General features: G+C 51.2%; 18 protein-coding genes and 1 pseudogene. 5 read left to right on the top strand and 14 right to left on the bottom strand.

The window, feature by feature from the left end; all coding sequences use genetic code 11:
- The first annotated feature begins 23 nt into the window (after positions 1 to 23).
- A complete protein-coding gene (locus tag EGM51_07835; GenBank protein QBG47301.1) occupies positions 24 to 1,181 on the top strand; it encodes an aldo/keto reductase in 1,158 nt (385 codons plus the stop codon).
- 33 nt (positions 1,182 to 1,214) lie between these two features.
- On the opposite strand, the gene EGM51_07830 is transcribed toward EGM51_07835, so the two are convergent.
- The 13 genes from EGM51_07830 to EGM51_07770 all read right to left on the bottom strand — a co-directional run bounded on the left by EGM51_07830 (position 1,215) and on the right by EGM51_07770 (position 16,678).
- The gene (locus EGM51_07830; protein QBG47300.1) at positions 1,215 to 2,639 is read right to left on the bottom strand and encodes a DUF4976 domain-containing protein; all 1,425 of its coding nucleotides are present in this window, start codon (positions 2,637 to 2,639) and stop codon (positions 1,215 to 1,217) included.
- A 230-nt stretch (positions 2,640 to 2,869) separates the two neighbouring features.
- Positions 2,870 to 3,760 (bottom strand): hypothetical protein, encoded by an 891-nt coding sequence (locus EGM51_07825; protein ID QBG47299.1) that lies wholly within the window; start codon positions 3,758 to 3,760, stop codon positions 2,870 to 2,872.
- Complete coding sequence (locus tag EGM51_07820) at positions 3,761 to 5,143, bottom strand: sulfatase (protein ID QBG47298.1); 1,383 nt, start codon at positions 5,141 to 5,143, stop codon at positions 3,761 to 3,763.
- Positions 5,140 to 6,645, bottom strand: coding sequence for a heparan N-sulfatase (locus EGM51_07815; protein ID QBG47297.1), 1,506 nt, complete (start codon positions 6,643 to 6,645; stop codon positions 5,140 to 5,142). The genes EGM51_07820 and EGM51_07815 overlap by 4 nt, the downstream gene beginning before the upstream one ends.
- Before the next feature lies 1 nt (position 6,646).
- Positions 6,647 to 8,164 carry a sulfatase gene (locus EGM51_07810; GenBank protein ID QBG47296.1) on the bottom strand — a complete coding sequence of 506 codons (1,518 nt, stop codon included), beginning with the start codon at positions 8,162 to 8,164 and terminating at the stop codon, positions 6,647 to 6,649.
- 110 nt (positions 8,165 to 8,274) lie between these two features.
- Positions 8,275 to 8,469, bottom strand: coding sequence for a DUF2007 domain-containing protein (locus tag EGM51_07805; GenBank protein QBG47295.1), 195 nt, complete (start codon positions 8,467 to 8,469; stop codon positions 8,275 to 8,277).
- A 192-nt stretch (positions 8,470 to 8,661) separates the two neighbouring features.
- Positions 8,662 to 9,987 carry a tetratricopeptide repeat protein gene (locus tag EGM51_07800; GenBank protein QBG47294.1) on the bottom strand — a complete coding sequence of 442 codons (1,326 nt, stop codon included), beginning with the start codon at positions 9,985 to 9,987 and terminating at the stop codon, positions 8,662 to 8,664.
- Positions 9,988 to 10,095: 108 nt separating this feature from the next.
- Positions 10,096 to 10,638: a GTP cyclohydrolase I FolE gene (gene folE, locus EGM51_07795; GenBank protein QBG47293.1), complete on the bottom strand. Its 543-nt coding sequence runs from the start codon at positions 10,636 to 10,638 to the stop codon at positions 10,096 to 10,098.
- 86 nt (positions 10,639 to 10,724) lie between these two features.
- A complete protein-coding gene (locus EGM51_07790) occupies positions 10,725 to 12,416 on the bottom strand; it encodes a carbon starvation protein A (GenBank protein QBG47292.1) in 1,692 nt (563 codons plus the stop codon).
- Between the two features lie 56 nt (positions 12,417 to 12,472).
- On the bottom strand, positions 12,473 to 13,474 hold the full coding sequence (locus tag EGM51_07785; protein QBG47291.1) for a hypothetical protein: 1,002 nt from the start codon (positions 13,472 to 13,474) through the stop codon (positions 12,473 to 12,475).
- A gap of 7 nt (positions 13,475 to 13,481) precedes the next feature.
- Positions 13,482 to 14,417 carry a hypothetical protein gene (locus EGM51_07780; protein ID QBG47290.1) on the bottom strand — a complete coding sequence of 312 codons (936 nt, stop codon included), beginning with the start codon at positions 14,415 to 14,417 and terminating at the stop codon, positions 13,482 to 13,484.
- Between the two features lie 84 nt (positions 14,418 to 14,501).
- On the bottom strand, positions 14,502 to 15,509 hold the full coding sequence (locus EGM51_07775; protein ID QBG47289.1) for a hypothetical protein: 1,008 nt from the start codon (positions 15,507 to 15,509) through the stop codon (positions 14,502 to 14,504).
- Positions 15,506 to 16,678 (bottom strand): hypothetical protein, encoded by a 1,173-nt coding sequence (locus tag EGM51_07770; protein ID QBG47288.1) that lies wholly within the window; start codon positions 16,676 to 16,678, stop codon positions 15,506 to 15,508. Before EGM51_07770 ends, EGM51_07775 begins: the two co-directional genes overlap by 4 nt.
- Between EGM51_07770 and gcvT the strand changes: the two genes are divergently transcribed.
- The 4 genes from gcvT (at position 16,646) to EGM51_07750 (ending at position 21,048) form a co-directional block, all read left to right on the top strand.
- The gene (gcvT, locus tag EGM51_07765) at positions 16,646 to 17,731 is read left to right on the top strand and encodes a glycine cleavage system aminomethyltransferase GcvT (protein ID QBG47287.1); all 1,086 of its coding nucleotides are present in this window, start codon (positions 16,646 to 16,648) and stop codon (positions 17,729 to 17,731) included. The genes EGM51_07770 and gcvT overlap by 33 nt on opposite strands.
- A complete protein-coding gene (locus tag EGM51_07760; protein QBG47286.1) occupies positions 17,728 to 19,077 on the top strand; it encodes an aminomethyl-transferring glycine dehydrogenase subunit GcvPA in 1,350 nt (449 codons plus the stop codon). The genes gcvT and EGM51_07760 overlap by 4 nt, the downstream gene beginning before the upstream one ends.
- A gap of 12 nt (positions 19,078 to 19,089) precedes the next feature.
- Entirely contained in the window at positions 19,090 to 20,538 is a 1,449-nt protein-coding gene (locus EGM51_07755) for a glycine dehydrogenase subunit 2 (GenBank protein ID QBG47285.1), read from the top strand.
- A gap of 303 nt (positions 20,539 to 20,841) precedes the next feature.
- Positions 20,842 to 21,048 carry a hypothetical protein gene (locus EGM51_07750; protein QBG47284.1) on the top strand — a complete coding sequence of 69 codons (207 nt, stop codon included), beginning with the start codon at positions 20,842 to 20,844 and terminating at the stop codon, positions 21,046 to 21,048.
- Between the two features lie 239 nt (positions 21,049 to 21,287).
- On the opposite strand, the pseudogene EGM51_07745 reads toward EGM51_07750, so the two are convergent.
- Positions 21,288 to 22,643 (bottom strand): annotated as a pseudogene (locus EGM51_07745) (DDE transposase).
- Between the last annotated feature and the right edge of the window lie 209 nt (positions 22,644 to 22,852).

Here is a 22,852-nt window from a genome sequence, read left to right as displayed (position 1 = left end):
AGGTGATCGATTAGCTTCCCTTTATGAGCCTGTCACCTGAAACCCGTCGGTCATTTTTACGAACATCCGCTTCTTCGATCCCGCTGATCGGGTCGATCAGCCCTACTGCAGTCCGTGCGACTCCGGCAGATGCCGGTGCCGTGGAGTGGCGGAATAAAATCGAAGGCATGAGTTATCGGCCATTGGGCCGTACCGGGTTCATGGTTTCGGAAATCGTTCTGGGGACTTTTCCGTTTACCTCGCCGGACAGCTATCCGCTGTTTGACCGGAGTCTGGAGCGCGGGGTTAACTATTTCGATTGCGCTTCGGCCTATAGTCAGGGTGGAGTGGAGGCAAATATCGGGCGCTATTTAAGGCAGTCCGGGAACCGGGACCGTATCTTTGTGTCCACCAAACTGAGTGCCTATTACGGCATGGTTGAGCGGTGTGTTCAGGAAATTCTGAAGGGACTGCCTGCCGCCCGGCAGGAGCAACTGCGGAAAGCATCGCAGGATCTGCTGGCAGAACGAACGGTGAAGCGGCCGGGATATCATATCAACTATTTCGGAGGTCAGGAGAAGCAGTTTGATAAGGCCTATCTGCGCTATGTGGTTCTCAAAGAATACGGTATGACCGATGCGTGGCGGAAACGCATCAAGGCGAACGCGCATAAGCTGTTGGAAGAATCGCTGCAACGGCTGCAGAGCGATTATGTTGATGTGCTGTATCTGCCGCACGGTTCCGCTCTGCCGGAACTGATGGATGACCTTGTGGAAGAGCTTTTTTCTGAATTTAAGCAGAAAGGAATGATCCGGGCATCGGCAGTATCTTTTCATAACGATGTCACCGGGAATCTGCTGAATGCTTCGCGGGTCGGTTTTTATGATGTGGCGATGTTTGCCTATAACATTGCCAACCATGCGGCATTGGATTCGGCGATTTATAGTGCTCATCAGTCCGGCATGGGTCTCATTGCCATGAAAGTGGCAAAACTGTTCAGTATGAGAAATCAGCCGCCGTGGCGGGCAGAAAAGCTGAATGCCACGCTCCCGGATGAACACCTTTCTCTGTTTGCCAAATCCTATCTCTGGGCGCTGCAGAACCCGCATCTTTCCTGCTGTGTTTCCCAGATGGAAAATGAAACGGAGCTGAACGATAATCTGCAGGTGGTCGGGCGGAAGGTGGCGTTGGCTCCGGTTTGAAGGACGGGCCGATCCGGTGATTTCCGGAAAGACCTATAAATTCACACCGGTGCCCTGCATCCTGGATTTGTTCCCCCAGATAATCTGCCAGGGATCATTGGTGTCCAGCTGGAAGGCCTGTATTTTTTTCTTCATACTTTCCAGTTGGTCGGCATACTCCGGGTTGTCAGCAAGGTTATTGCTTTCCTCCGGATCTTTTTCCAGATCATAAAGTTCAAACTCAGGACGGTAGAGATAGTCCTGCACTTTTCGGTGCCCGAAGTATTCGCCCTTATTCCGGTATACGCTCTGCCAGGTGGAGGCCGCCCATAGATCGGATGCAAACGGGTATTTCAGGCCATAGGCGATATTCCAGATCAGCTTCATGTTGTTTTCGCGAATGACGCGCATGGGATAGTACATGGTCAGTTCATGGAAATTATGTGCGGCATAAATGGTGTTCCAATCCTTGTCGTTTTGTTTGCCGAGAACGGGAACAAAGGATCGACCGTGGAAACGCTTTTTGTCAAAAGCCACGTTAGCGAAGTCGAGAATGGTGGGGGTGAGATCGACCCAGGAGATCATGCAGTTGTTGATCCGGCCTTTAAAATCGCTTCGGGGATCCTTGACGATACAGGGGAGTTTAATGCCTGGTTCGTATACCGTTGTTTTGGCCCCGGGGAAAGCGATACCGTTATCGGAGATATAAATAATAACGGTGTTATCAGCTTTTCCGGATTCTTCAAGGATCTTCAGCAGTCTGCCGAGTCCCTGATCGATGCGGCTGATGGATTGATAATACTGGGCCAGTTCTTCACGGCATTCGCGGGTATCCGGCAGAAAGGGAGGGACTATGACTTCTTTCGGATCATATTTAACGATGGTTTCGCCGGGATAGGGTTCTGCTTTGTTTCCAAAAGAATTCGGTGCATCCCAGGGGTCGGGGGTGAACGGATGACCGCGATGGGGGTCGTCGGGGCAGAAATAGAGAAAGAACGGTTTATTCTGCTGTATGGAGGGTGTGACGGTTTCCGCCATTTCGATAGTGGATCTCGGATCACATTCATAGCGGATATCAAATTTATATACCGATTCGGGCGCCACGTGGTATTTGCCGATCTGAGCGGTATGATAACCCGCTTCGGAGAGCATAACAGGCAGTGACTTTACAGTGTCGAACGTGCTGAAGTGGTGATAATCGTGCACATGACCGTAGGAGCCGGAGGCATGACCGAATTGCCCGGTCAGGATGACGGAGCGGCTGGCCGCACAGCTGGCGCTGGTGCAGTAGGCCCGGGTGAAACGGACACCATCGGCTGCAAGTCGGTCCATATTGGGCGTTTTAATAATAGGATTACCATAACAACCTAGTGCATCAAGACCGTGGTCATCGGAGACGAATAGGATAATATTCGGTTTTTCGGCCATGGTCTGAATACATGTAATCAGAACAATCACCACAAGATGTAATGTTTTCATGACAATCCTTTATATTGATTAAGTGTGTCAGAATAACCGAAGAGCAGAGATCAAAATATCAGATATCACGTAAAGATTATGTCCGATAACGGCGTAGATGGGCTGTTTCCTCGCGTTTCTTTAAGATCGTTAAAAATGCGGCCACCCGGAAAAGATCGGATGTTGTTGTGACCAACGGTCTTATCGGATGACGTGTTTTGGTAACGGATGTCGAGGGTGAGAGCTCAGGTTTATTGATTGGTTGATTCTATTTGCTCCTGCTGGAGTGCAAGCAGCGCGTCGGCCATGGCCAGGCCAAGGCGCTTCTGACCGATAGTATTGTAGTGAACCTGGTCCTCATGCTTCGGGAAATCGTTCCACGGTGGACGGGGCACAGTTCGGATGACTTTCACCAGAGCATCATCGTCAGCAACATCGATAAACGCTTGTCGTACCATGGCGGGGCCTTCTTCAAAATCTCCATAGCGGGAGTTGATTTGTCCGGCAATAAACGGCAGGTCGGGCTGGTTGAAAGTGTTGCGGTAACCGGCGATTAATTTTTTCAAATTGGCCTTATAGCTGCGCGCAGAGATTTCTTTTGCCGCATCATTTTCACCCTGCATCCAGACCATGCCGATGAGGTTATATTTCCGTCCTTGAGCCTCCAGCTGCGCCAGGTTTTCTTGGATGACACTGATATGCTGCTGATAGAGTTTCATCTGCTGTTTGCGGGGTCCGGCCTCGACGGCTTTTGCTTTTTCCTCTGACCATTCCGGATTCCAGGCTCCATAGAGCGCAGTTCCGCCTTGAGCGATTTTAATCAACAGAAATTCCTGATCAGGATTTTTTTCAGCCAGTGTCAGACCGATAAACATCTCCGGGCCAAAACAATTGATGAATCCGCGTTTTTTCAGCGCATATTCAGATGCAAGCGGGGCAAGTGGGGTTGCAGGGCCGCCGTTCCGACTGAGCATTACGCGGGGGGCGACAGCTTCGATGCGGCTCCGGTCGTTTTCAGAGAGCGCATCATAGTTTCCGTGCCCGCCCATATTGGATTGTCCGCCAAGAAAAAGCACTTGAACGGGGCCTCCGGCAAAGGTACAGGCACTGGCCATGATAAAGATTGAGGAAAGCAGTTTCATCTACTGTACACCGGAATATTTTTCGACGTTCATCTCCTTTTCCCAGTCAATCAGCTTGGCTTTGAGTTCTTTCACCTTTTCGGGAAGGGAAGAGGCGAGATCGTTAGTCTCTCCGGTATCCTGTGCAATATTGTACAGCTTGAGGGTACCGGAGCGGTAGGCGAGCAGTTTCCAGTCGCCTTCGCGTACGGAAGCATAGAGGTCTTCGTAGGCGCGGAAGCCGAAGATGGGTTCGCCGCGGTTCAATGTGCTGTTTTTCTCGATGGTCTCTTTCAGTGAAACCCCGTCCAGATCATCAAATTTATCCGGATTTCCGCCGGCGATTTCGATCAGTGTCGGGAAAAGATCGGTAGACTGTACGATACTCTGATTTTTTCCGGCTTTGGTTACGCCCGGCCAGTAGAACAGGAAGGGAACGCGTGCGCCGCCCTCATAAAGGGTATCGAGTTTTTTTCCGCCGTGGAAAGGCGGGTTATCGAATGCACCGCCCTGGTCAGACAGGAAAATGATAATGGTGTTGTCGTCGACCCCTTTGTCTTTCAGGACCTTGCGGATCCGACCGATCGAGTCATCGACGGATTTGACCATGGCGGCGTAATGCGCATATTTTCCTTCAATCCCTTTGGCCTCAAAGTGTTTTACGTAATCCGGACGACCGTCAAACGGACTGTGGACCGCATAATACCAGAGCGAAATCATGAAGGGTTTTTTCTGATCATAATTTTCAAGCCACTGAATGGTGTCTTCGGTCAGTTTGTCTGTGAGATAGCCTTCTTTAACATCGGCATAAACATCGGAATTTTTAAAGAAGGGAGCGTTGTACCCGGAATTAGGATGACCCCAGTTGGAAGTGCCGATCTGTTTATCCCAGCCTTGATGGACGGGATGATAAGGTTCATGGCCGAGATGCCATTTGCCAACAAACAGGTTGTAATAACCGAGTTCTTGCAGGGCTTCGGCATAGGTGATGTGTTCTTTGGGCAGCCAGTTCCGGACCGGGAAATGTGCGGGGTCTGTTTCCCAGAAGCTGTACTCCTGTTCGGTGCGGCCGTATTTATCGAATTCAGGGTGTTTACGGGAGCCGGTGGGAATATGGCGCACGATTTCGAGGCGGGCCGGGTGTTTGCCGGTCACGAGTGTGCTGCGGCTGGGGCTGCAGGTGGGGCAGGCGATATAGGCCTGCTGAAAATCGACGCTCTGTTCGGCCAGCCGGTCGATGTTGGGGGTTTCAAATACTTCAGGCTGCCGGTAGCCGAGGTCGGCCCAGCCCATATCGTCCACAAAAAACAGAACAATGTTGGGCTGTGGACGGGGCGGGTTGGCCCCGGAAAAAGTCTGAGAGGATAGTGCCAGCAGGGAGAGGAGAAGTGTTTTTTTCATCATTTTTTCTTTCTGTTCTGGACCGGTTTGCCGGTTTGATAATCAAATTGTTTTCCCGCATATGGAAACGCATCAAAGATGTCGCCCTGTCCCAGCGTGCGTGGATCACCCTGCACGGTCAGTTTTTTCTCCATACGTTCTCTCAGTTCTTTTCTGACGGCATCGTATTCCGGGTTCCCGGCGAGATTGTTCATGCAGTTCGGATCTTTCCGGATCTGGTAGAGTTCTTCCTCCGGGCGTTTGCCGAAGCTCATTTCGTAGAATTTATATTCAGGATCATCCGGCTGCAGCGCAGTGAGATAGGATTTGGTCGGGCTATTGTCGACATTACGCCAGCCGTATTCCGGATTTCCGGCGGGCCAGAGGTCCGGTTTGATATTATGCACATAGAGAAAATCTTTTGTGCGGATAGCCCGCACCGGATAGGCGAGATCGGTTCCGCCTTTTCCATCGGCACGGCCGGTATCGTGCCGTTCTTTGCCAAGAAGTACGAAATTCCGGGAGGGGTCAATCTGTCCGGATTTCTCCGATTTCAGTAGATCGAGAAAACTTTTCCCGGTCATCTGTTCATGCGGCTGCATTCCGACAGCTTCCATGATGGTCGGGGCGACGTCCGGGAAGCTGACAAAATCATCAATGATCCGCCCGGGTTTCACGACACCTTTCCAATAGGCGACGAGCGGAACGTGAAAACCTTCTTCATAGATCTGGCCTTTTATCCGCGGGAAAGGCATTCCGTGGTCGGATGTGACCAGAATCAGGGTGTTTTCCAGAAGCCCCCGCTCTTCCAGGGCCCGTATGGCCAGGCCGATGTGTTTATCGAAATGTTTTACTTCCAGCGCGTAGTCCAGCAGGTCGCCACGGATGGTTTCATTGTCCGGATAGAAGGGCGGTACTTCCGCCTGTTCCAGCTTCATGCCTGCACGTTTCCAGGAATCCTTTTCATAAAACCGGTGAGGTTCATAGGTTCCGAGCCAGAAGCAGAACGGCGTTTCCGCCGGTTTCTCATCCAGAAAGACTTCGAAATTTGCAGCATAATTGACCGGATTGATTCCTTTATACGGCGGTTTTTCTTTAAGGTTGTTATATGCCGGTCCGGCCGGGTTGTGTTCGGTAGCATAGGAGCCCGGTCCCCAGCCCTTTCCGGTGTAACCCACATGGAATCCGTGTTTCATCAGCAGGTGTGGATAGAATTTGAATTCGGCAGGGAATTCCGGCCAGTGGTTCGCGGCAGCGCCAAGCTGCCAGCTGTAGCGCCCGGTGACCAGACAGGCCCGTGCCGGTGCACATTTTGGATTGCAGTTATAGGCCTGTTTGAATATCGCACCTCCTTCTGCGAGGCGGTCAAACGCCGGGGTTTCAATCATGGTGCCGCCATATGCCCCGAAGGTGTTCATTGATGCATCATCGGCAATAATGAACAGAATATTCGGGGGCGCTGCCGATTGAGCAACGGCTGACAGCGTAAACAGTGAGAGCAGGGTGGATTTAATGATGGTTTTCATTTTACTGTTTTTTCTTTTTCTGGTGGTCATCGCGGTATTTTTTAAATTGCTGGGTTTCCATCAGCTCGCCGGCTTCCAGTCGTTTCCAGAGTTCGGGGGCCCGTTTTTTTACACCGGCTTCGGTCTGCGCCGCCCATTCCATGGTCATTTCCGGAACGCGTTGCCCTAGGTCGGCCAGTCCCATATCATGGTTGGCGGCCTGCCACTCTTGTTCAATTGAACGCATTTTTTTGAGCACTTCGGCGTATTCCGGGTTTGTGGCAAGGTTATTGAGCTGATCCGGATCCTTTTCGAGATCGTAGAGTTCTTCCGGGGGCTTGGAGTCCGCCATATAGGCCAGCGGTGCGCCGCTGAGCTTTCCTTCGGCCTTGAGCCGGCGCATGACGTGGATTGCCGGTCGGTTCAAATCAAGATAGGCCTGGTGGGCATCCCACGGAACTTCAGGCATATGGTTTTTAATATAGGCGAATTTACGAGTGGTGATACTGCGGGAGCATTCGTCAATTTCGTCCCAGATATCGCGGGCGGAACGGGCATATTCGCGGTAGACCGGGGTTTCGACGCCGAAAATCGGGTTCCCATCGAGATAGTCCGGCATTTCGGCTTCGGCCAGTTTGAGAATGGTTGCTGTAATATCGGTGGTCATTACAATGTCCTCCACAACCTGACCCGGTTTAATGAGTCCCGGTCCCCAGACAATCATGGGAACATGGGTTCCGGTATCGTGGAGATAGCCTTTGCCGCGGAGATTACAGCGGCCGTTGTCGGCGATGAAAACAACGATGGTATTTTTATCCAGTCCTTTGGTTTTTAAATCCTCAAGGATAATACCGACCTCGTTGTCCATATATTCAACGGTATCGAGATAGGCGGCCCAGTCGTAACGCGTTTCCGGCGTATCCGCAATCCAGGGCGGCAGAACCACGTCATCAACGGAAACCGGATGTTTGGATTCCTTGCGGATTTTATTCCACCAGTCACCGCGATGCGTCACTTTGTGCTGAATCTGCTGGAAAAACGGCTGATCTTCAGGCGTGGCCACATCCAGTTTGTCAAAGAGGCCGAAGTGCTCAACTCCATCGTAAGGTCCGGTTGGTTCATGCTTGAAATTGCAGTCGATTTTACGGCCGTTGCTGAGAACATATTCGCTGCCGAGAATACAGGTATAGCCGGCATCTCGCAGAAAAACTGTGAACGGTTTATAGGGTTCCGGAATCGGTTTGTCGCGGTTGGAGCGATGGTGATGAGCGTCGAAGAGTGTCTGGTTGCAGCCGACCATCATGGAGGAGCGGCTTGGTGAGCAGATGGGGTTGGCGACGTAGGCGTGCTTAAAAAGAATACCCTCTTCGGCCATTTTATTGAGGTTCGGTGTTCTGACGGCCGGCATGCCGTAACATTCCAGATCGGTTCCCATATCCTCGGCCATCAGCCAGATAATGTTCGGCCGTTCATCGCCGGCTGCCCGGCCGAGTCCGGCTGTGGCCAGCAGGGCGGTAAAAATCAGAGCGTGTTTCATCATCCCATTCCTTAATCCGGTTTTACAAAGGTTGAAAGATAGCAAATGAAACCGAGCCCGAAATGCGGCATTCCGTAAAATGCATGCAGTTTTTTGCCACGGGTTGGCTGGCTTTAAAGGAGCTGTCTTGCCCGCTCCAGATCTTTCTCATGAACCTGTATGCGGATTCCGCCAATGGCCCCGGAGTAAAGCGGATAAATAGCGGCTAAATTTTCGTCCGGAATAAAACACTCGATACCAGCTTCTTCGAGTCTCATTCGCAGAAAATCGGCTTCGTGAACATAGGAAACTTTTGTGAGTGTGATCATTCAGCGATGATCTCTCATTTTTCCTGAGATTGGAAATTATTTACGCATTTGTGTGTGGACATTCAGACACGGGATATTCCGGAAGAGAAAGGGGCTGTGAATGCGGAAGATAAATATTGAAAAGTACGGATTCTGTATATGAAAGTGTGAAAAGGGCCGGATTTTATCGATGATGCTCTTTCAAGGGTGCGGTTACGGGGAAGGCGGAAAGAAACCGGGGTTTTGTTTTTCGAGGGATCGTTCGAGTTCCCGGATTTCCTTGAGGAAGGGATGTTGCGGATTGAGCGCGCGTGCGGTATCCCAGCATGTCCATGCCTCCTGTGTGTTGAACATGTTGTAGTAGATGTTGCCAAGGTCTTTCCATGCGCCGACAATGGCCGGTTCCTGACCGAGTGCTTTGATAAAACATTCGGTCGCTTCTTCGGGTTTTCCCAGTGATTCAAGGATGTTGGCTTTAAAGATCAGGAGTGTGAATTTTCCGTCAGCGGTTTTGTTATAGAGTCTATCCAGGGTTTCAAGGGCTTTTTCAGCTTCTTCCTCTGACCGGGGGGAGAGTGCGGAAAACATGGCTGTCACATCCGGGTCGGCGATGATGCTTTCCTTCCAGTCGAAAAAGGCGGCGGGCATATCCTGTATACCGGTTGCAAGTCCGGCGCTTAAAAACAGGCATGCGGCGTCCAGCATTTCACCTTCCCCTGCGTGTTCGGAGGCGCGGGTTAAGAGAGATGTGCATGCGGCATCATAGTCGGACCTGCTCATCTGCATGGCTTTCTGAGCCGGAACGTAAACGGAAGCGGGATTGGAAATCCGGTTTTTCTGCAGATCCCGTTCCGGGCGGCGGGCATCTGTACTGACTTCGGTGAGTTTGAGGCTGATTTCCTCCTGTTGCCCGGTGTTGTACTGATTGATGATCAGTTGTTCGGGGATATAATCCAGTGTGGTCAGTTCGTCGATGATATCGGGATGAATTCCGAATCTGATTCGAAGGAAAACGAAAAAGGGTGCCTTCAGCTGGTTTTGAGCTGATATCCCGTTGGTGCTGTAAGAGAGCAGCGGTTTTGCGTTATGGCTTATCTGGATTTCCGTTTTCCTGTTCTGCCGTTTTAATTCTGCCGCTTTTCCGGATCGCATTGAAAAAAGATGTTCCATCAGAACCCGATCCATCGGGTTTTCCTGCATACCGGCTGCGGCCAGCATATCGCCGATTTTAAGCCGGTTTCGAAATTCGGCGGAACGGAAGCCGATGTCGCTATAGAGGGAACTTTGCTGGAAGCCGTTTCCGGAGGAGGTGTGGATTTTTCGGGTTTTATAGTCGTAGATTCTGATGTCGTTTTTTGCGGCCATGTCGATTACATCGGCCCCCAGATAGACCGATAGAGAACCCGCATGAACTATATTCGTTTTGTGACCCTCATAATCGATGCGGGTTTTCGTTTCTGTTTCAAAAGAAAGCTGTGTTCCGGCCTGCAAAGAAAGTGAGCACCCTAGAATAAGTGCAGCAAAATACGGGTACTTCATCGTAGATCCTCCGAAATTATTTAAGGAGGTTGTTACAAAAAGTTAAGCCCGGATAAAGATTATTTTTCGATATAAGAAAATGATTTTCTAAAGTTGTTGCTTAAAGAATTATTTTCCAATGAGTTTAAGAAATTCGTTCCGGGTGGTCTGTTCTCGGCGGAAGCTGCCGAGCATGGCGGAGGTGACCATACAGGAATTCTGTTTTTCAACACCGCGCATCATCATACAGAGGTGCTGCGCTTCGATCACAACGCCGACACCTTCTGCGTTCACTGTGCTCATGAGAGTGGTGGCAACCTGGTTGGTCAGGCGTTCCTGAATCTGGAGGCGTCGGGCAAAGTGATCGACGATACGGGCCAGTTTACTGACGCCGAGGACTCTGCCTTCAGGGATATAGCCGATGTGACATTTGCCGAAAAAGGGAAGCATATGGTGTTCGCAGAGGCTGTAGAGTTCGATGTCTTTGACAATAATCATATGGTTGTCTTCAACGGTGAAAATGGCATCGTTGATGACATCCTCCAGCTTCTGATGATATCCTTTAGTGAGAAATTCCATGGCTTTTGCCGCGCGTTTCGGGGTGTCTATCAGTCCTTCGCGGGAAGGGTCTTCGCCAATATTGTTGAGAATTTCTTTATATAAATGTTCCATGAACCGAGCTCCGTTTCCTGTTCTTGTATTGCGTGGAGAAGGGAGTGTTCCAGAGTTTGGAAAACATAGGCAATACGGAATGCAGACTAATTTCGTCTGAGTTTGGCGAGTACGACGATACCTTCGATGATCATCCAGGTCTGGAGAACGGTGATGATGCTTCCGATGACGAATAGCAACCACTTTTCGCCGGTGTAATAGGAGAGAAGATTAATGCTCATGCCCCATACCGTCATGGCAATCATAAAGACCATGGGGAGAGCGGTGAAGATGATGTTTATTTTTTTGCGGGCGAGCCAGACGGTAACGACCAGCAGGGCGAGGCCGCCGAGCAGCTGATTGACGGCGCCGAAGAGCGGCCATAGTGCGAGAGCACCTTTCCCGCCGCCGCTGGAGAAAGCAAGGGCGAGAGCTGTGGCTACGGCGATAAAGGTGGCGGGGTGTGTTTTCCCGATGGCCGGAACGTTCACGGTTTCGGCGATTTCGGAAATAATGTAACGCTGAAGGCGTGTGGCGGTGTCAAGTGTGGTGGCGGCAAAGGAGGCAACAAAAACACCCATGAGGGTCAGTACAACGTCTCTGGGCAGGCCGATGCCGGAGATCATGTTGGAGGCCCCGGTCACAAAGGCTTCGATTTTAGCGCCCAGCCCGCCGGCGGCGGCCCAGCTGGAATACTGGTGATTGAAGGCGGCAACCCCGGTGTAGAGGGTGCCGTCTTTTTCCAGGCCGAGCCCGATTCCGGCGGCGCAGGCGATGATAACGATGATGGCCAGCATGCCCTCGAGCAGCATGCCGCCGTAACTGATCGGCTGGGCGCTGGTTTCGGCATCGCATTGTTTGGATGAGGTGCCGGAGGAGACCAGACAGTGGAACCCGGAAATGGCGCCGCAGGCCACGGTGATGAAAAGAATGGGGAAAAGGGAGGGGGCGCCTTCGGCATCGAGATTGGTGGGAGGAGCAATCATGGGCGGATGGGTTACGATGATGCCCAGAAGCAGCAATCCCATTGCGATGCAGAGCTGGAAAGCATTGATATAGTCGCGCGGCTGCAGCAGTACGGTGACGGGGAGGGTGGAGGCCACGTAGGCATAGATCAGCAGGGCAATCACCCAGATACCGACACTGCTCATGCCGAAGGCGTCAGGCATATTGATCGGAAAAGCGGCACCGAGAACAATGGTGGCATACATGAGAATTGTTGCGATGATACCGTAGGTGATATGCGATTTCCCTTTTTTGTACACCATGAATCCGAGCCAGACGGCAATAGGCAGCTGCAGCCATACCGGAATAACCGATTTAGGAAAAATGGCAAAAACCGCGGCGATGACGACGCCGAATATGGCGATGACGAGCCATAGCGCAAAAAAGATGATGAGCATGAAGAGTGATTTTACGCGAGGATTGATCACGGTTCCGGCGATGTCGCCGATGGTGCGGCCTTCATGGCGCAATGAAATCATCATGGATCCGAAGTCGTGGACGGCTCCCATGAAGATAGAGCCGACCAGAATCCAGATCAGTGCGGGAACCCATCCCCAGATGACGGCAATTGCCGGGCCGACAATGGGGCCGGTACCGGCGATGGAGGTGAAATGGTGTCCGAAAAGGACGGTTTTGTCGGTGGCTACAAAATCGATGCCGTCGTGATGGGTTTCGCTGGGGCATTTGGCCGTGGGATCGACTCTGAAAATTTTACGGCCCAGAAAGCGTCCGTAAGTATAATATGCGATGATGTATAGAACGGCAGCTACAGCTGCAATAACCAGTGAATTCATAGTGAACCCGTTTTAGCGGCATTCAACTCGGTGGGAAAAGCTTTTTTGACTATTAACTACTTATTTGACGCGAATTTACATGTAACCCGGGTGGAAAGTGTATGTGAAGGGTCGATGGATAGTTCTGCTCCGATTTTTGAAGCACGAAACCGCATGAGCGGAAGTCCCATTCCTTCCCGGGTAGTGAATGAGAACGGTTTTCCGTCATTTTCGATGAATACGGTTGTTGCCGAGGAATCCTGCATGATGCCGACGATGATCTGTTTGGGGTCGGCATGACGGAGGGCATTGGATACCGCTTCGAAAATGATTTCGCTGAGAAAGCGTATTTTGCTGTCGTCTATCGTTGCCCAGGCGGGATGGTCTTCGATTCTGAATTCCACGTCATAAAGCTGTTCACTTTGTTTTTTTAGATTTTCAAGGCTGGTTCTAAGGTCTTCACCGTGGGGCATGGTGTTCAGCGTATTCTCATCCATAGCCCGTAATTGTGAGATACATGAGCTGATGATGCTGGAAATTTCTTCCGCATCGGACAGTCGGGGATGGTTGGCTTCCTTCAGTCGCTGTTTTAGAAGTTCACTGGTTGCCAGCATGGATTTGAGTTCACTGTAGGGTTGTTTTAATAAACTGGCGTTAAGTTCGCGGCTTTCCAGCTGCTGCGCATCGATCAGATACTGGGTCAGTTTTTCCAGGTCTTTTGTGCGTTCGTGGACGATTTCCTCCAGAGATTCGTTGAGGCGTTTGTATTCCAGTTGGGTGGAGCGAAGCAGTGCGGTTCCGCATGAGAAAATCAGTTGGGAAATGATGCCGAAGGGGTTGAAGCTCTCGAGGATAAGTTCAGGGTCGTTGGAATATGTGGTCAATAAGAGAAAATGGACCGGGATGGTTATTGCTGTGGTAATAAGAGCTCCGCGATACAGAAAAATCCATCCGCCGAGCATCGTCAGGGGAATGGAGAACAGCATGACGGTTATGGTGAGCTGTGGAAAGGCGGAGAATGCAAAGAGAATATAGAGGGTCCATGTTGCCAGATAGGTTTTGATTCCGAATTTTTTCATTTCTGTTTCAGTGTGTGGGTATTGGGGTTTCAAAGTAAATGACAGAACGCGTTGAGATATCTTTTTCTGCGGTCCGCAGGGAGCCTTTTATTCTGTCGGCCCGGTATCGGATAAGATTGTAAATAGAGCGCGTTTCGTCTTTTATGTCGACTTGTCCGTCGTGCTCGATCCTGACAATATAACGGTCTTTCCCGGATCGCAGGGTAATGATGATTGTGTTTGCATTGCTGTATTCCAGAAGGAAGGTGCAGCATTCCTGGCATATTCGGTAGAGCTGAAGGGCGAGAGGCTCGGACAGTCCGTGCATTTCAGAGCGGTCAATTACCCGCATGTATTTTCGGTGCAGTTCCGCATAACAGGAAATCATTTCATCGATTGCGGCATACAGACCGACGTATGCAATGCGTACCGGGAACAGTGTGCGGGCGATCATGCGGATGTCATCATGAGCATTTGATGCCTTTTCAGAAAGCTGGTGAGCCAGTCCGGCCGGAGTGGCCGGATCCTGCTTCAGCTGAAGTTCCAGAGAGGAACAGAGCAGTTTAATACCGGTGAGCTGCTGTCCGATACCGTCGTGGAGTTCCTGCCCCAGTATCCTGCGCCTGTTTTCCGCATTTTCAAGGAGTTCATCGGTCAGTCGGGTCAGTTCCCGGTCGCGCTTCCTGACCAGACTGTCAAGCTCCCGATTCAGTTCCCGGATGCCGTCATGATTCCGGCGAAGATATCCCGCTGTAAAAGAGATCAGTATATAGAGTAAAGGGCTGGTGAGTTTGGTCTGATAGCATAGAAACTGATCGCTAAAGAGAAAACTCAGTAGATAAGCGTGGTATATCATACTGAGCAATGTGGAAATCAGTCCGGCTTTGGTGCCGAGTATCCAGGATGTTATGGCAACCAGCGCAAAACTCGGGATTGCAACATTAACATTTAAAACAGGATACATTCTGAATGAAAATGCAATATATCCGGTCCACGCTAATGAAAGTATAATATGTTGTCTACAAATCACCGGTTCATGCCTGAAGGATTAATGAGTTTGATTCAAGGGCTCCAGAACTTTAAAATAAATGACAGAACGCTTTGAAATATCGTTTACTGTTGTTCGCAGGGAGCCCTTTATTCTGTCGGCCCGGTACCGGATAAGATTATAAATGGAGCGTGTTTCATCCTTTATGTTGACCTGTCCGTCGTGTTCGATCTCGACGACATAACAGCCGTTTTCGGTTCTTAAGGTAATGATGATTGAGTTTGCGTTGCTGTGTTCCAGAAGGAAGGTGCAGCATTCCTGGCACATCCGGTAGAGCTGGAGAGCAAGGGGTTCGGTCATCCTGCGCATGTCGGAACATTCAATCACCCGCATGTATTTTCGGTGCAGTTCGGAATAACAGGCAATCATTTCATCGATTGCGGCATACAGACCGACGTGTGCAATGCGTACCGGGAACAGTGTGCGGGCGATCATGCGGATGTCATCATGAGCATTTGATGCCTTTTCGGACAGCTGGTGAGCCAGTCCGGCCGGAGTGGTCGATTCCTGCTTCAGCTGAAGTTCCAGAGAGGAACAGAGCAGTTTAATGCCGGTGAGCTGCTGTCCGATACCATCATGGAGCTCCTGCCCCAGTATCCTGCGCCTGTTTTCCGCATTTTCGAGGAGTTCATCAGTCAGTCGGGTCAGTTCCCGGTCGCGCTTCCTGACCAGACTGTCTAGCTCCCGGTTCAGTTCCCGGATGCCGTCAACCTTCTCCTTTAAATAGGAGACGGAGAATATGATCAGCAGGGCAATTCCGGTGCCGGAGGCTTTATCTTCATAATATACAACAGAATCAGCATGAGTTTCATAGATGCCGATCAGGATGAGAAATATCAGCAGATAAAACAAAAGTGCTTGGTTTTTTCCGAACAGCAAGGTGGCTGCGGCGATAAAAATCATGAATGGAATCAATACATTTGAGTTCCATTGTTCAAACATGGTAAAGCTGAAGATGCATTGTCCGGCAAAGAGAGTCCAGAATGCGATTGTGGTCAGGCTTCTCATGCCGCCGCCTCGGAATATACAGGATCGAGGGGGACCTCGAACTCCAGCGCATGTGCCGGATTGAGGTCTGCCTGAAGCAGGATCCCTTGAATCCTTGCCAGTCGATAGCGAATCAGCTGAGCGATATCGGGGGACGTTCTTTCGGGATGTGACCGGTTTCCGTTATAGGCAATACGTATTCGGATACAGTCCGTACTTTTTCTGATGCTGATTTCGACATGTGTTGCGTTCAAATGATCAATGGTGTGCAGGGTGGTTTCCTGACATATACGGTATAATTGCAGGGCTGTGTCCTCCTGGAGAGTCAGATCAATGCTGGTGCAGTCGATATGAAGTTCAGCCTTCTTGATATCCTTCAGTGTTGAGGAGAGTTCGTTGAGTGCGGGAATAAGGCCGGTAGAACTGATTCTGACCGGAAAGAGCATACGTGAAATCTTCCGGATCTGTATATGCACCTTGGCCGCGCGCGACAGGATGCGATCGGAAAGCGCGGCGTTCCGATTTCGTTCCTTCAGCAGTTGCTCGGTTACAGATGAACTCAGCAGCTGTATGCCGGTGAGCTGCTGTCCCACGCTGTCGTGGAGTTCCTGGCCGAAGTGGTTTTTGAAGGTTTCCGATTCGGAGAGAAGTTCGGAGGTCAGCTTATCCAGCTGACGACTGCGAAGTTTCACAAGATGGTCCAGTTCCGCATGTTTTATTTTCAATTCAGTCTGGATGGTACGCAGATGGCCGACAAAATAGGAAAGGGCGATCATTAAGATACAGCCGCTTAACGTGTATTGATAATACGTAATCTGATTCGCATACACGATTCCCGTAAGCACAAAATTATGAAACAGGGAAAACAGGGTTAGCCAAAGGCCGGCAGTTACCCCGAAAAACCAGACCCCGAGTCCGATCAGAGGGACCACAGGAAGTATACATGAAATATTAAAGCGGGGAAAAAGTAGAAAGGTCGCGGCAATATAACCGATCCAGAGTAAGCTGTATGCCAGAGCATATTTTAATCCGTGCGCATTCATCCTCATTCGACCCACATTAATCTGATCCATGTTATTACGAAAGCAAATCGTGAGAAAGTCTATATAGGACCCTATTTGTTTGCGGCGTTTCAGATCTTTTTGTATGGTGTTGCAATGATGAAAAATACGCCATTGCATGCGCAGCATCAGCAATTAGGCGCCCGTATGGGTGGATTCGGCGGATGGGATATGCCGATTCAGTATGCGGGTATTCTCGAAGAGCACGATCATACCCGGAATCATGCTTCGGTATTCGATATCTGCCACATGGGTGAATTTGAACTTTACGGGAAAACCGCACTCCGGGATCTGGAAAATCTGCTCACCTGCAATATCCGGTCTTTGAACATCGGGCAGGTCCGTTATGGATTCATGCTGAATGACGCCGGAGGAGTGATTGATGATCTGACCTGTTACCGGCTGGATGAAATGCGCTATATGCTCGTTGTGAATGCCGGAACGGCTGAAAAGGATGCGGAATGGATTCAGCGTCATCTGTCCGCAGAAACGATTTTTGTCGATCTGTCTGCCGAAACCGCGAAACTGGATGTGCAGGGGCCGGAATCGCGCGATGTACTCGAAGAAGTGTTCGGCTGCACGCTTCCGGAGCTTGACTATTTCCGGTTCAGAGAGTTTCAGGCATGGGAAGCGTCGACCATTATAAGCCGGACCGGCTATACCGGTGAACTGGGCTATGAAATGTATCTGCCGAACGAGGCTGCTGTCCGGCTGTGGAAAAAACTCGTGGCCCATCCCTTCTGTGAACCCTGCGGGCTTGGTGCCCGCGATACGCTTCGTCTTGAAATGGGGTATGCGCTCTATGGACACGAACTCACTGAATCACGATCTCCGGTCGAAATGTCGCGCGGTATGTTTATTGATCGAAGCAAGAATTTTATCGGAAAGAAACGTGTGATGCAGGATCTGGAAATTCCGCGGAATCTGCTGGTTGGCCTGAAGTTCAGTTCAAAACGTGCGGCCCGGGAAGGGAATTCTGTATTTTCCGGTGACCGGGAAATCGGCATTGTGACCAGCGGATCGCTCGCTCCGAGTCTCGGGAGAGCGGTTGCTATGGCGTACGTGAAACCTGAATATTCCGAAGTAGGGAAGATACTTGATGTTGAAATCCGCGGCAGGCGTTTTCCCGCCGAAGTGGTTGAGCTTCCGTTTTATAAAGAGGGAACGGCAAGGATATCATGAAAAAGACTCCATTCTGCGCAACGAGTGAGCTGGATCAGCAGGCGATGTTCGAGGCGCTTGGTATTGAAAATTATGATGATCTGTTTGAGATGATTCCGGACGATTTGAAAGTCGGCGAATTAAATATTCCCAACGGACTCTCTGAAATGGAGATGATGCAGCATATCCGTAGAATCGCATCAAAAAATGCAACCGGTCTTGTGAATTTCTGCGGAGCGGGTTTTTATGATCATTATATTCCGGCGGCCGTAAATGCATTGGCGAGTCGCGGCGAATTTTATACCGCCTACACGCCGTATCAGCCCGAAGCTTCGCAGGGCACGTTGCAGGCGGCGTTTGAATATCAGACGGCGATCTGCCGGCTGACCGGTATGGAAGTCGCTAATGCTTCTCTGTTCGACGGCGGGACGGCTCTGATTGAAGGCATCATGATGGCTTTGCGGCAGACGCGGAGGAACAAGGTGCTGGTCGATGAAGGGGTGAACCCGATCTATCGCGAAATGCTCCGTTGTTATACGCAGAATCTTTCGGTCGATTATGAAGAGGTAAAACTTTCTCCGACCGGTATTGCGCATCGGAAAATTTATAAAGGTGTGCTCGACGGTTCTGTCGGGGCTGTGGTGCTGCAGCATCCGAACTTTTTCGGCTGTCTCGACAATCTTTCCGATCTGATCGAGGAAATCCATGCCGTGAACGCGCTGGCGATACTGTCGGTTTATCCAATGGCGCTGTCGCACGTGGAAACGCCCGGCGCGATGGGAGCGGATATTGTGACCGGAGAAGGTCAGAGCCTCGGGCTTCCGCTCAACTTCGGAGGACCGTATCTGGGCTTTATGGCCACCCGTAAAAAACTGGTTCGTAAAATGCCGGGTCGTATTGTCGGTGAAACCGAAGACGCGCAGGGGCGTCGCGGTTATGTGCTGACGCTGCAGGCGCGCGAGCAGCATATCCGTCGTGAAAAAGCGACGTCGAATATCTGCTCGAATGTGCAGCTCTGCGCGCTGCGGGCCATTATCTATCTGTCGCTCATCGGCCGCGAGGGCTTCCGCGAAGTCGGCCGCGACTGTATGGACCGTGCGTCCTACGCCTGGCACCGACTGACGAAGATCGACGGCGTCGAGCCGGCATTCAAGCGCCGTTTTTTTAATGAGTTTGCGGTGCGTCTGCCGAAGGATGCCTCGGAAGTGGTCAGTGCTTTGATTGATCAGGGCATCGCCGCCGGTTTTCCGGTCGGTCGTTATTATGAGGATATGGACAATGTTCTCCTGCTCTCCTTTACCGAAAAGCGGACCAAGGAAGAGATCGATATCTTGGTTGCTAAGCTGGAAAGCACTCTTAAGGCCTAAGGAAATCTGAAAATGAAAACGATTTATGAAAAATCCTCGAGAGGTCGCCCGGGAATCCGGATGTCTTCGTTGAAAATTTCGGAGACGGAGGAGATTCCTGCAAAATACCTGCGCAGTGAACCGGCAGAGCTGCCGGAGGTTTCGGAGGCGGAAGTGGTGCGCCATTTTACAGCGCTTTCGAGACTGAATTTTTCGGTAGACACCCATTTCTATCCGCTGGGTTCGTGCACCATGAAATATAACCCGAAAGCGTGTGAGGCTGCGGCTAATCTTCCTGAGCTGACGGAGGTGCATCCGCTCTGGCCGCAGCTGCGCGGCGGTGGTCTGCTGACACAGGGATCGCTGGCCATTCTGTACCATACAGAACGGCTGCTTTCCGAGGTGACGGGGCTGGATGAATTCACACTGCAGCCGATGGCAGGTGCACACGGTGAGCTGACGGGGGTGATGATTATGGCGGCATACCATAAGGATCAGGGAAATGCCGGTAAGGATCATATTATCATTCCCGATTCGGCCCATGGCACCAATCCGGCCAGTGCGCAGGTGGCGGGGTATAAGGTGATAACGATTCCGTCGGATGCAGATGGGGTGATGGATTTTGATCGGTTTATGGCGGCGCTGAATGAAAAAACGGCGGGGGTGATGCTGACGAGTCCGAATACGCTGGGGGTTTTTAATCCGCGTATTAAGGAAATCTGTTCGGCGGTGCATGATGTGGACGGCCTGATGTATTACGACGGCGCAAACTTCAATGCGATTATGGGGCGGTATCGCCCGGGCGATATGGGCTTTGATATCTGCCACCTGAATCTGCATAAATCCTTTGCCACGCCGCACGGCGGAGGCGGCCCGGGTGCCGGGCCGGTAGGGGTGGTGGATAAGCTTCGTCCGTATCTTCCGGTTTCGCGCGTCGAAAAAACGAAGGACGGTACATTTACCCTGAATTATGATGAACCGAAGAGTATCGGCTATATTGCGCCGTTCTATGGAAACTTCGGAATTATTGTCCGGGCCTATGCTTATTTACTTGCTCTCGGGCGTGACGGCATGCTGGGAACCAGTAACCGGGCGGTGCTGAATGCGAATTATCTCCAGGAAAAGCTTCGCCCGCTGTTCGGTGAAAAGTACAAAGGCCGCTGCATGCATGAATTTGTTTTTTCCGGGGATGTGTTGAAACCGTATGGGATCCACACGCTGGATATTGCCAAAGGGATGATCGATCGCGGGATTCATCCGCCGACCGTCTATTTCCCGCTGAATATTTCCGAGGCGTTGATGATCGAACCGACAGAATCGGAGGACCGCGATACGCTGGACCGATTTGCTGAGGTGATGAAGGAGCTGTTTGAACTGGCCGAAACGGATCCGGATCAATTGCGTAATGCGCCGGTTACGACGCCCGTCGGTCGTCTGGATGAGGTGAAGGCCGCCCGCGATATGCGGCTCAGCTTTTCCTGATGGGAAGTGCTTTTGACGGGTCGAGGACCGGGTGCCGCTGCTTAAGGCGGAAAATGAGAGGTATTTCGTATTTCTAGGAATTCCGAGGCGATGGAGCCGGGAAAATTGGATGTGCTGTGACCGGATTTTCCGGCGGGGAGCGATATGAAAAAATCTGGAGATTGGAAGGAATCCTGCTGTATTTAACCTGATCACAGGATATTTGTGATAAATCCGATAATATTTGTAATATTATTGAACGGAATTCGGCAGAACGGGTCTTACCTGTTTCAGTTGGTTAAACTAAATCAAGGAGAGTTCAACATGAAGAAAGTACTGAGTATTGCACTGGTTGCATTGTTTGTTGCGGGAACGTCCGCTTTTGCTTGTGACAGCTGCGGCTGCACGGCCAAAAAAGAAGCGAAGAAAGAATGCGCTTCGGCTGATAAATCCTGCAAAAAAGATGCGGATAAAAAATGCGACGCTGACAAAAAAGCGTGCTCCAGCAAGAAAGAATGCTCTAAGAAATAGTCCATTCTGTTTCGATTTTCGAAAACCCTTCCGGATTCGGGAGGGTTTTTTATTGCCTTTCAGCCTGTCGGAGTTAAAACACTGCCTGACTGCAAAACTACGAAAGACTTTTCTGCTGAAGCCAAATAATTCATCTCGATGCAGGATTTAACCCGGGAAAACGCGAGAATAGGTCGCGCCAAGGCCTTGGCGTGCTGTTTTGCGGTTCGGAGCGGTCGTTCCGGGGCGCACCTTCCCGATAGGGTGAAGATTTTCTTTAGATTGTAGCTGAGGCAGACGAGGCTCCATTCGGTTTCGGCCTTCTCTTTCCCTCGCATAGAGAACCGGCGGAAGCCGAGGACTTCCTTGATGATCCCGAAGACGGGCTCCACGGTCTGCTTACGTTTTTTATAGAGTGCTTTGCCTTCGGGCGTATTGAGGCGGTGGGCCATCTGCTCCTTTGCGGATGCGTCCGGCGGCGGCGCAAGGGCGATGGATTGTTTTTCAAGATCGGCGACGCTGACGTGGTGTCCACTTTTGGCCATGGCGCAATAAACGCTCGGACCAGCGTTGGCCTCCGCTTTCCTGACGGCGTCTTCGCTGTAGTAGCCGGTATCGGCAAGAACGTTTTCCGGATCGGCAACCTCGGCAGGGATGCTTTCGAGCACGGGGTTGAGTTGCTGCTTGTCGTTGGGTGCGTCGGTGACGAGCTGGCCGACGATCAGATAGGTTTCGGTATCGACTGCGGCCTGTGCGTTATAGGCCTGCTCGAAGTGGTTTCCGTTCCCGGCTTTCATGATCCGGCTTTCGGGATCGGTGAAGTTGTACTGCTTGTGGTCGGGCGGCGTTTCCGATGGAGGCTGGGGCTCCTTGCCGCGCGGTTTGCGTCCATTTCTACGTTGGTCGTCGCGCCTGGATTTCTTCTTTTCGTAGTCCGCTTGTTTCTGCAGGTGTTCTTCTTTGTAACGCTCCTCGATGATGGAGCGGGCTTGCTCCAAGCTCTTGATTCGGTCTTCGCGCCGGACGATTTCGTCTGGAATGCTCAGCCCGTCGTCGAGCGGAACGTTGTCGATTTGTTCGGCTTTGGCCGTGAGTTGCTCAACCTCCCGGCGCAGCAGTTCGATCTGCTCGCCTGCGTATTTATAGCTGACGGCGGAGTGCCTGCTGGCATTGGCCTTGATTTTGGTGCCGTCGATGCTCACGGTGCCGACCTTCTTGAGCCCGGCGGTCTCCTGCGCCATAAGCAACACCTGCACGAAAGCCTTTTCGAACAGCTCGCGATTCGTACGGCGGAACGTGCAGATGGTGTCGTGATCGGGATGCAGGTCGCCCCCGCAGATATAACGAACGATGACATCCGACCAGGATGCCTCCTCAATCACGCGCGAGGAGAAGCGGCCTGTAGCGTAGCAATAGATGAGCAGGGTCAGCATCATGCGCGGTGGATACTGCTCGTCGCCGGTTCCCCGCCGGTTGACGTGGAAGTTTTCGCTCGGAAGCCGTTCCACGGCATCAATCAGAAAATGAACGATGTGGTTCTGAGGAATCCAGTCGCGAAGATCCGGCGGTAAAAGCATCGGGGTATTGCGGTCGAGGTTTTTGAGTCGAGTAGCCATAAGTCTAATCCGTTAAGACTAAACCAGTCTATCGTAGGTGCCTTAAATCTAAAATAGATAAGTCCGACAGACTGCTTTACTAAAACATTCCGGTCTTAACGACAGCGTTATTCCGCGCAGAGAGCGCGGAGCCGTTTATGACTGAATTTCTCTACGTCCTCGGCGCCTCTGCGCGGGATCAAATTTATACCGGATAGTTTTAATGTTCG

Source organism: Verrucomicrobia bacterium S94 (assembly GCA_004299845.1).
Lineage (GTDB): Bacteria > Verrucomicrobiota > Kiritimatiellia > Kiritimatiellales > Pontiellaceae > Pontiella.
Note: the sequence above shows the minus strand (reverse complement) of the source record. Positions and strands in the feature narration are given on the sequence as shown.

Bases quoted from the DNA above. Each gene is read 5' to 3' on its own strand.
- EGM51_07835 (QBG47301.1), top strand. From the start codon at position 24: ATGAGCCTGTCACCTGAAACCCGTCGGTCATTTTTACGAACATCCGCT.
- EGM51_07830 (QBG47300.1), bottom strand. From the start codon at position 2,639: ATGAAAACATTACATCTTGTGGTGATTGTTCTGATTACATGTATTCAG.
- EGM51_07825 (QBG47299.1), bottom strand. From the start codon at position 3,760: ATGAAACTGCTTTCCTCAATCTTTATCATGGCCAGTGCCTGTACCTTT.
- EGM51_07820 (QBG47298.1), bottom strand. From the start codon at position 5,143: ATGATGAAAAAAACACTTCTCCTCTCCCTGCTGGCACTATCCTCTCAG.
- EGM51_07815 (QBG47297.1), bottom strand. From the start codon at position 6,645: ATGAAAACCATCATTAAATCCACCCTGCTCTCACTGTTTACGCTGTCA.
- EGM51_07810 (QBG47296.1), bottom strand. From the start codon at position 8,164: ATGATGAAACACGCTCTGATTTTTACCGCCCTGCTGGCCACAGCCGGA.
- EGM51_07805 (QBG47295.1), bottom strand. From the start codon at position 8,469: ATGATCACACTCACAAAAGTTTCCTATGTTCACGAAGCCGATTTTCTG.
- EGM51_07800 (QBG47294.1), bottom strand. From the start codon at position 9,987: ATGAAGTACCCGTATTTTGCTGCACTTATTCTAGGGTGCTCACTTTCT.
- folE (QBG47293.1), bottom strand. From the start codon at position 10,638: ATGGAACATTTATATAAAGAAATTCTCAACAATATTGGCGAAGACCCT.
- EGM51_07790 (QBG47292.1), bottom strand. From the start codon at position 12,416: ATGAATTCACTGGTTATTGCAGCTGTAGCTGCCGTTCTATACATCATC.
- EGM51_07785 (QBG47291.1), bottom strand. From the start codon at position 13,474: ATGAAAAAATTCGGAATCAAAACCTATCTGGCAACATGGACCCTCTAT.
- EGM51_07780 (QBG47290.1), bottom strand. From the start codon at position 14,417: ATGTATCCTGTTTTAAATGTTAATGTTGCAATCCCGAGTTTTGCGCTG.
- EGM51_07775 (QBG47289.1), bottom strand. From the start codon at position 15,509: ATGAGAAGCCTGACCACAATCGCATTCTGGACTCTCTTTGCCGGACAA.
- gcvT (QBG47287.1), top strand. From the start codon at position 16,646: ATGATGAAAAATACGCCATTGCATGCGCAGCATCAGCAATTAGGCGCC.
- EGM51_07770 (QBG47288.1), bottom strand. From the start codon at position 16,678: ATGCTGCGCATGCAATGGCGTATTTTTCATCATTGCAACACCATACAA.
- EGM51_07760 (QBG47286.1), top strand. From the start codon at position 17,728: ATGAAAAAGACTCCATTCTGCGCAACGAGTGAGCTGGATCAGCAGGCG.
- EGM51_07755 (QBG47285.1), top strand. From the start codon at position 19,090: ATGAAAACGATTTATGAAAAATCCTCGAGAGGTCGCCCGGGAATCCGG.
- EGM51_07750 (QBG47284.1), top strand. From the start codon at position 20,842: ATGAAGAAAGTACTGAGTATTGCACTGGTTGCATTGTTTGTTGCGGGA.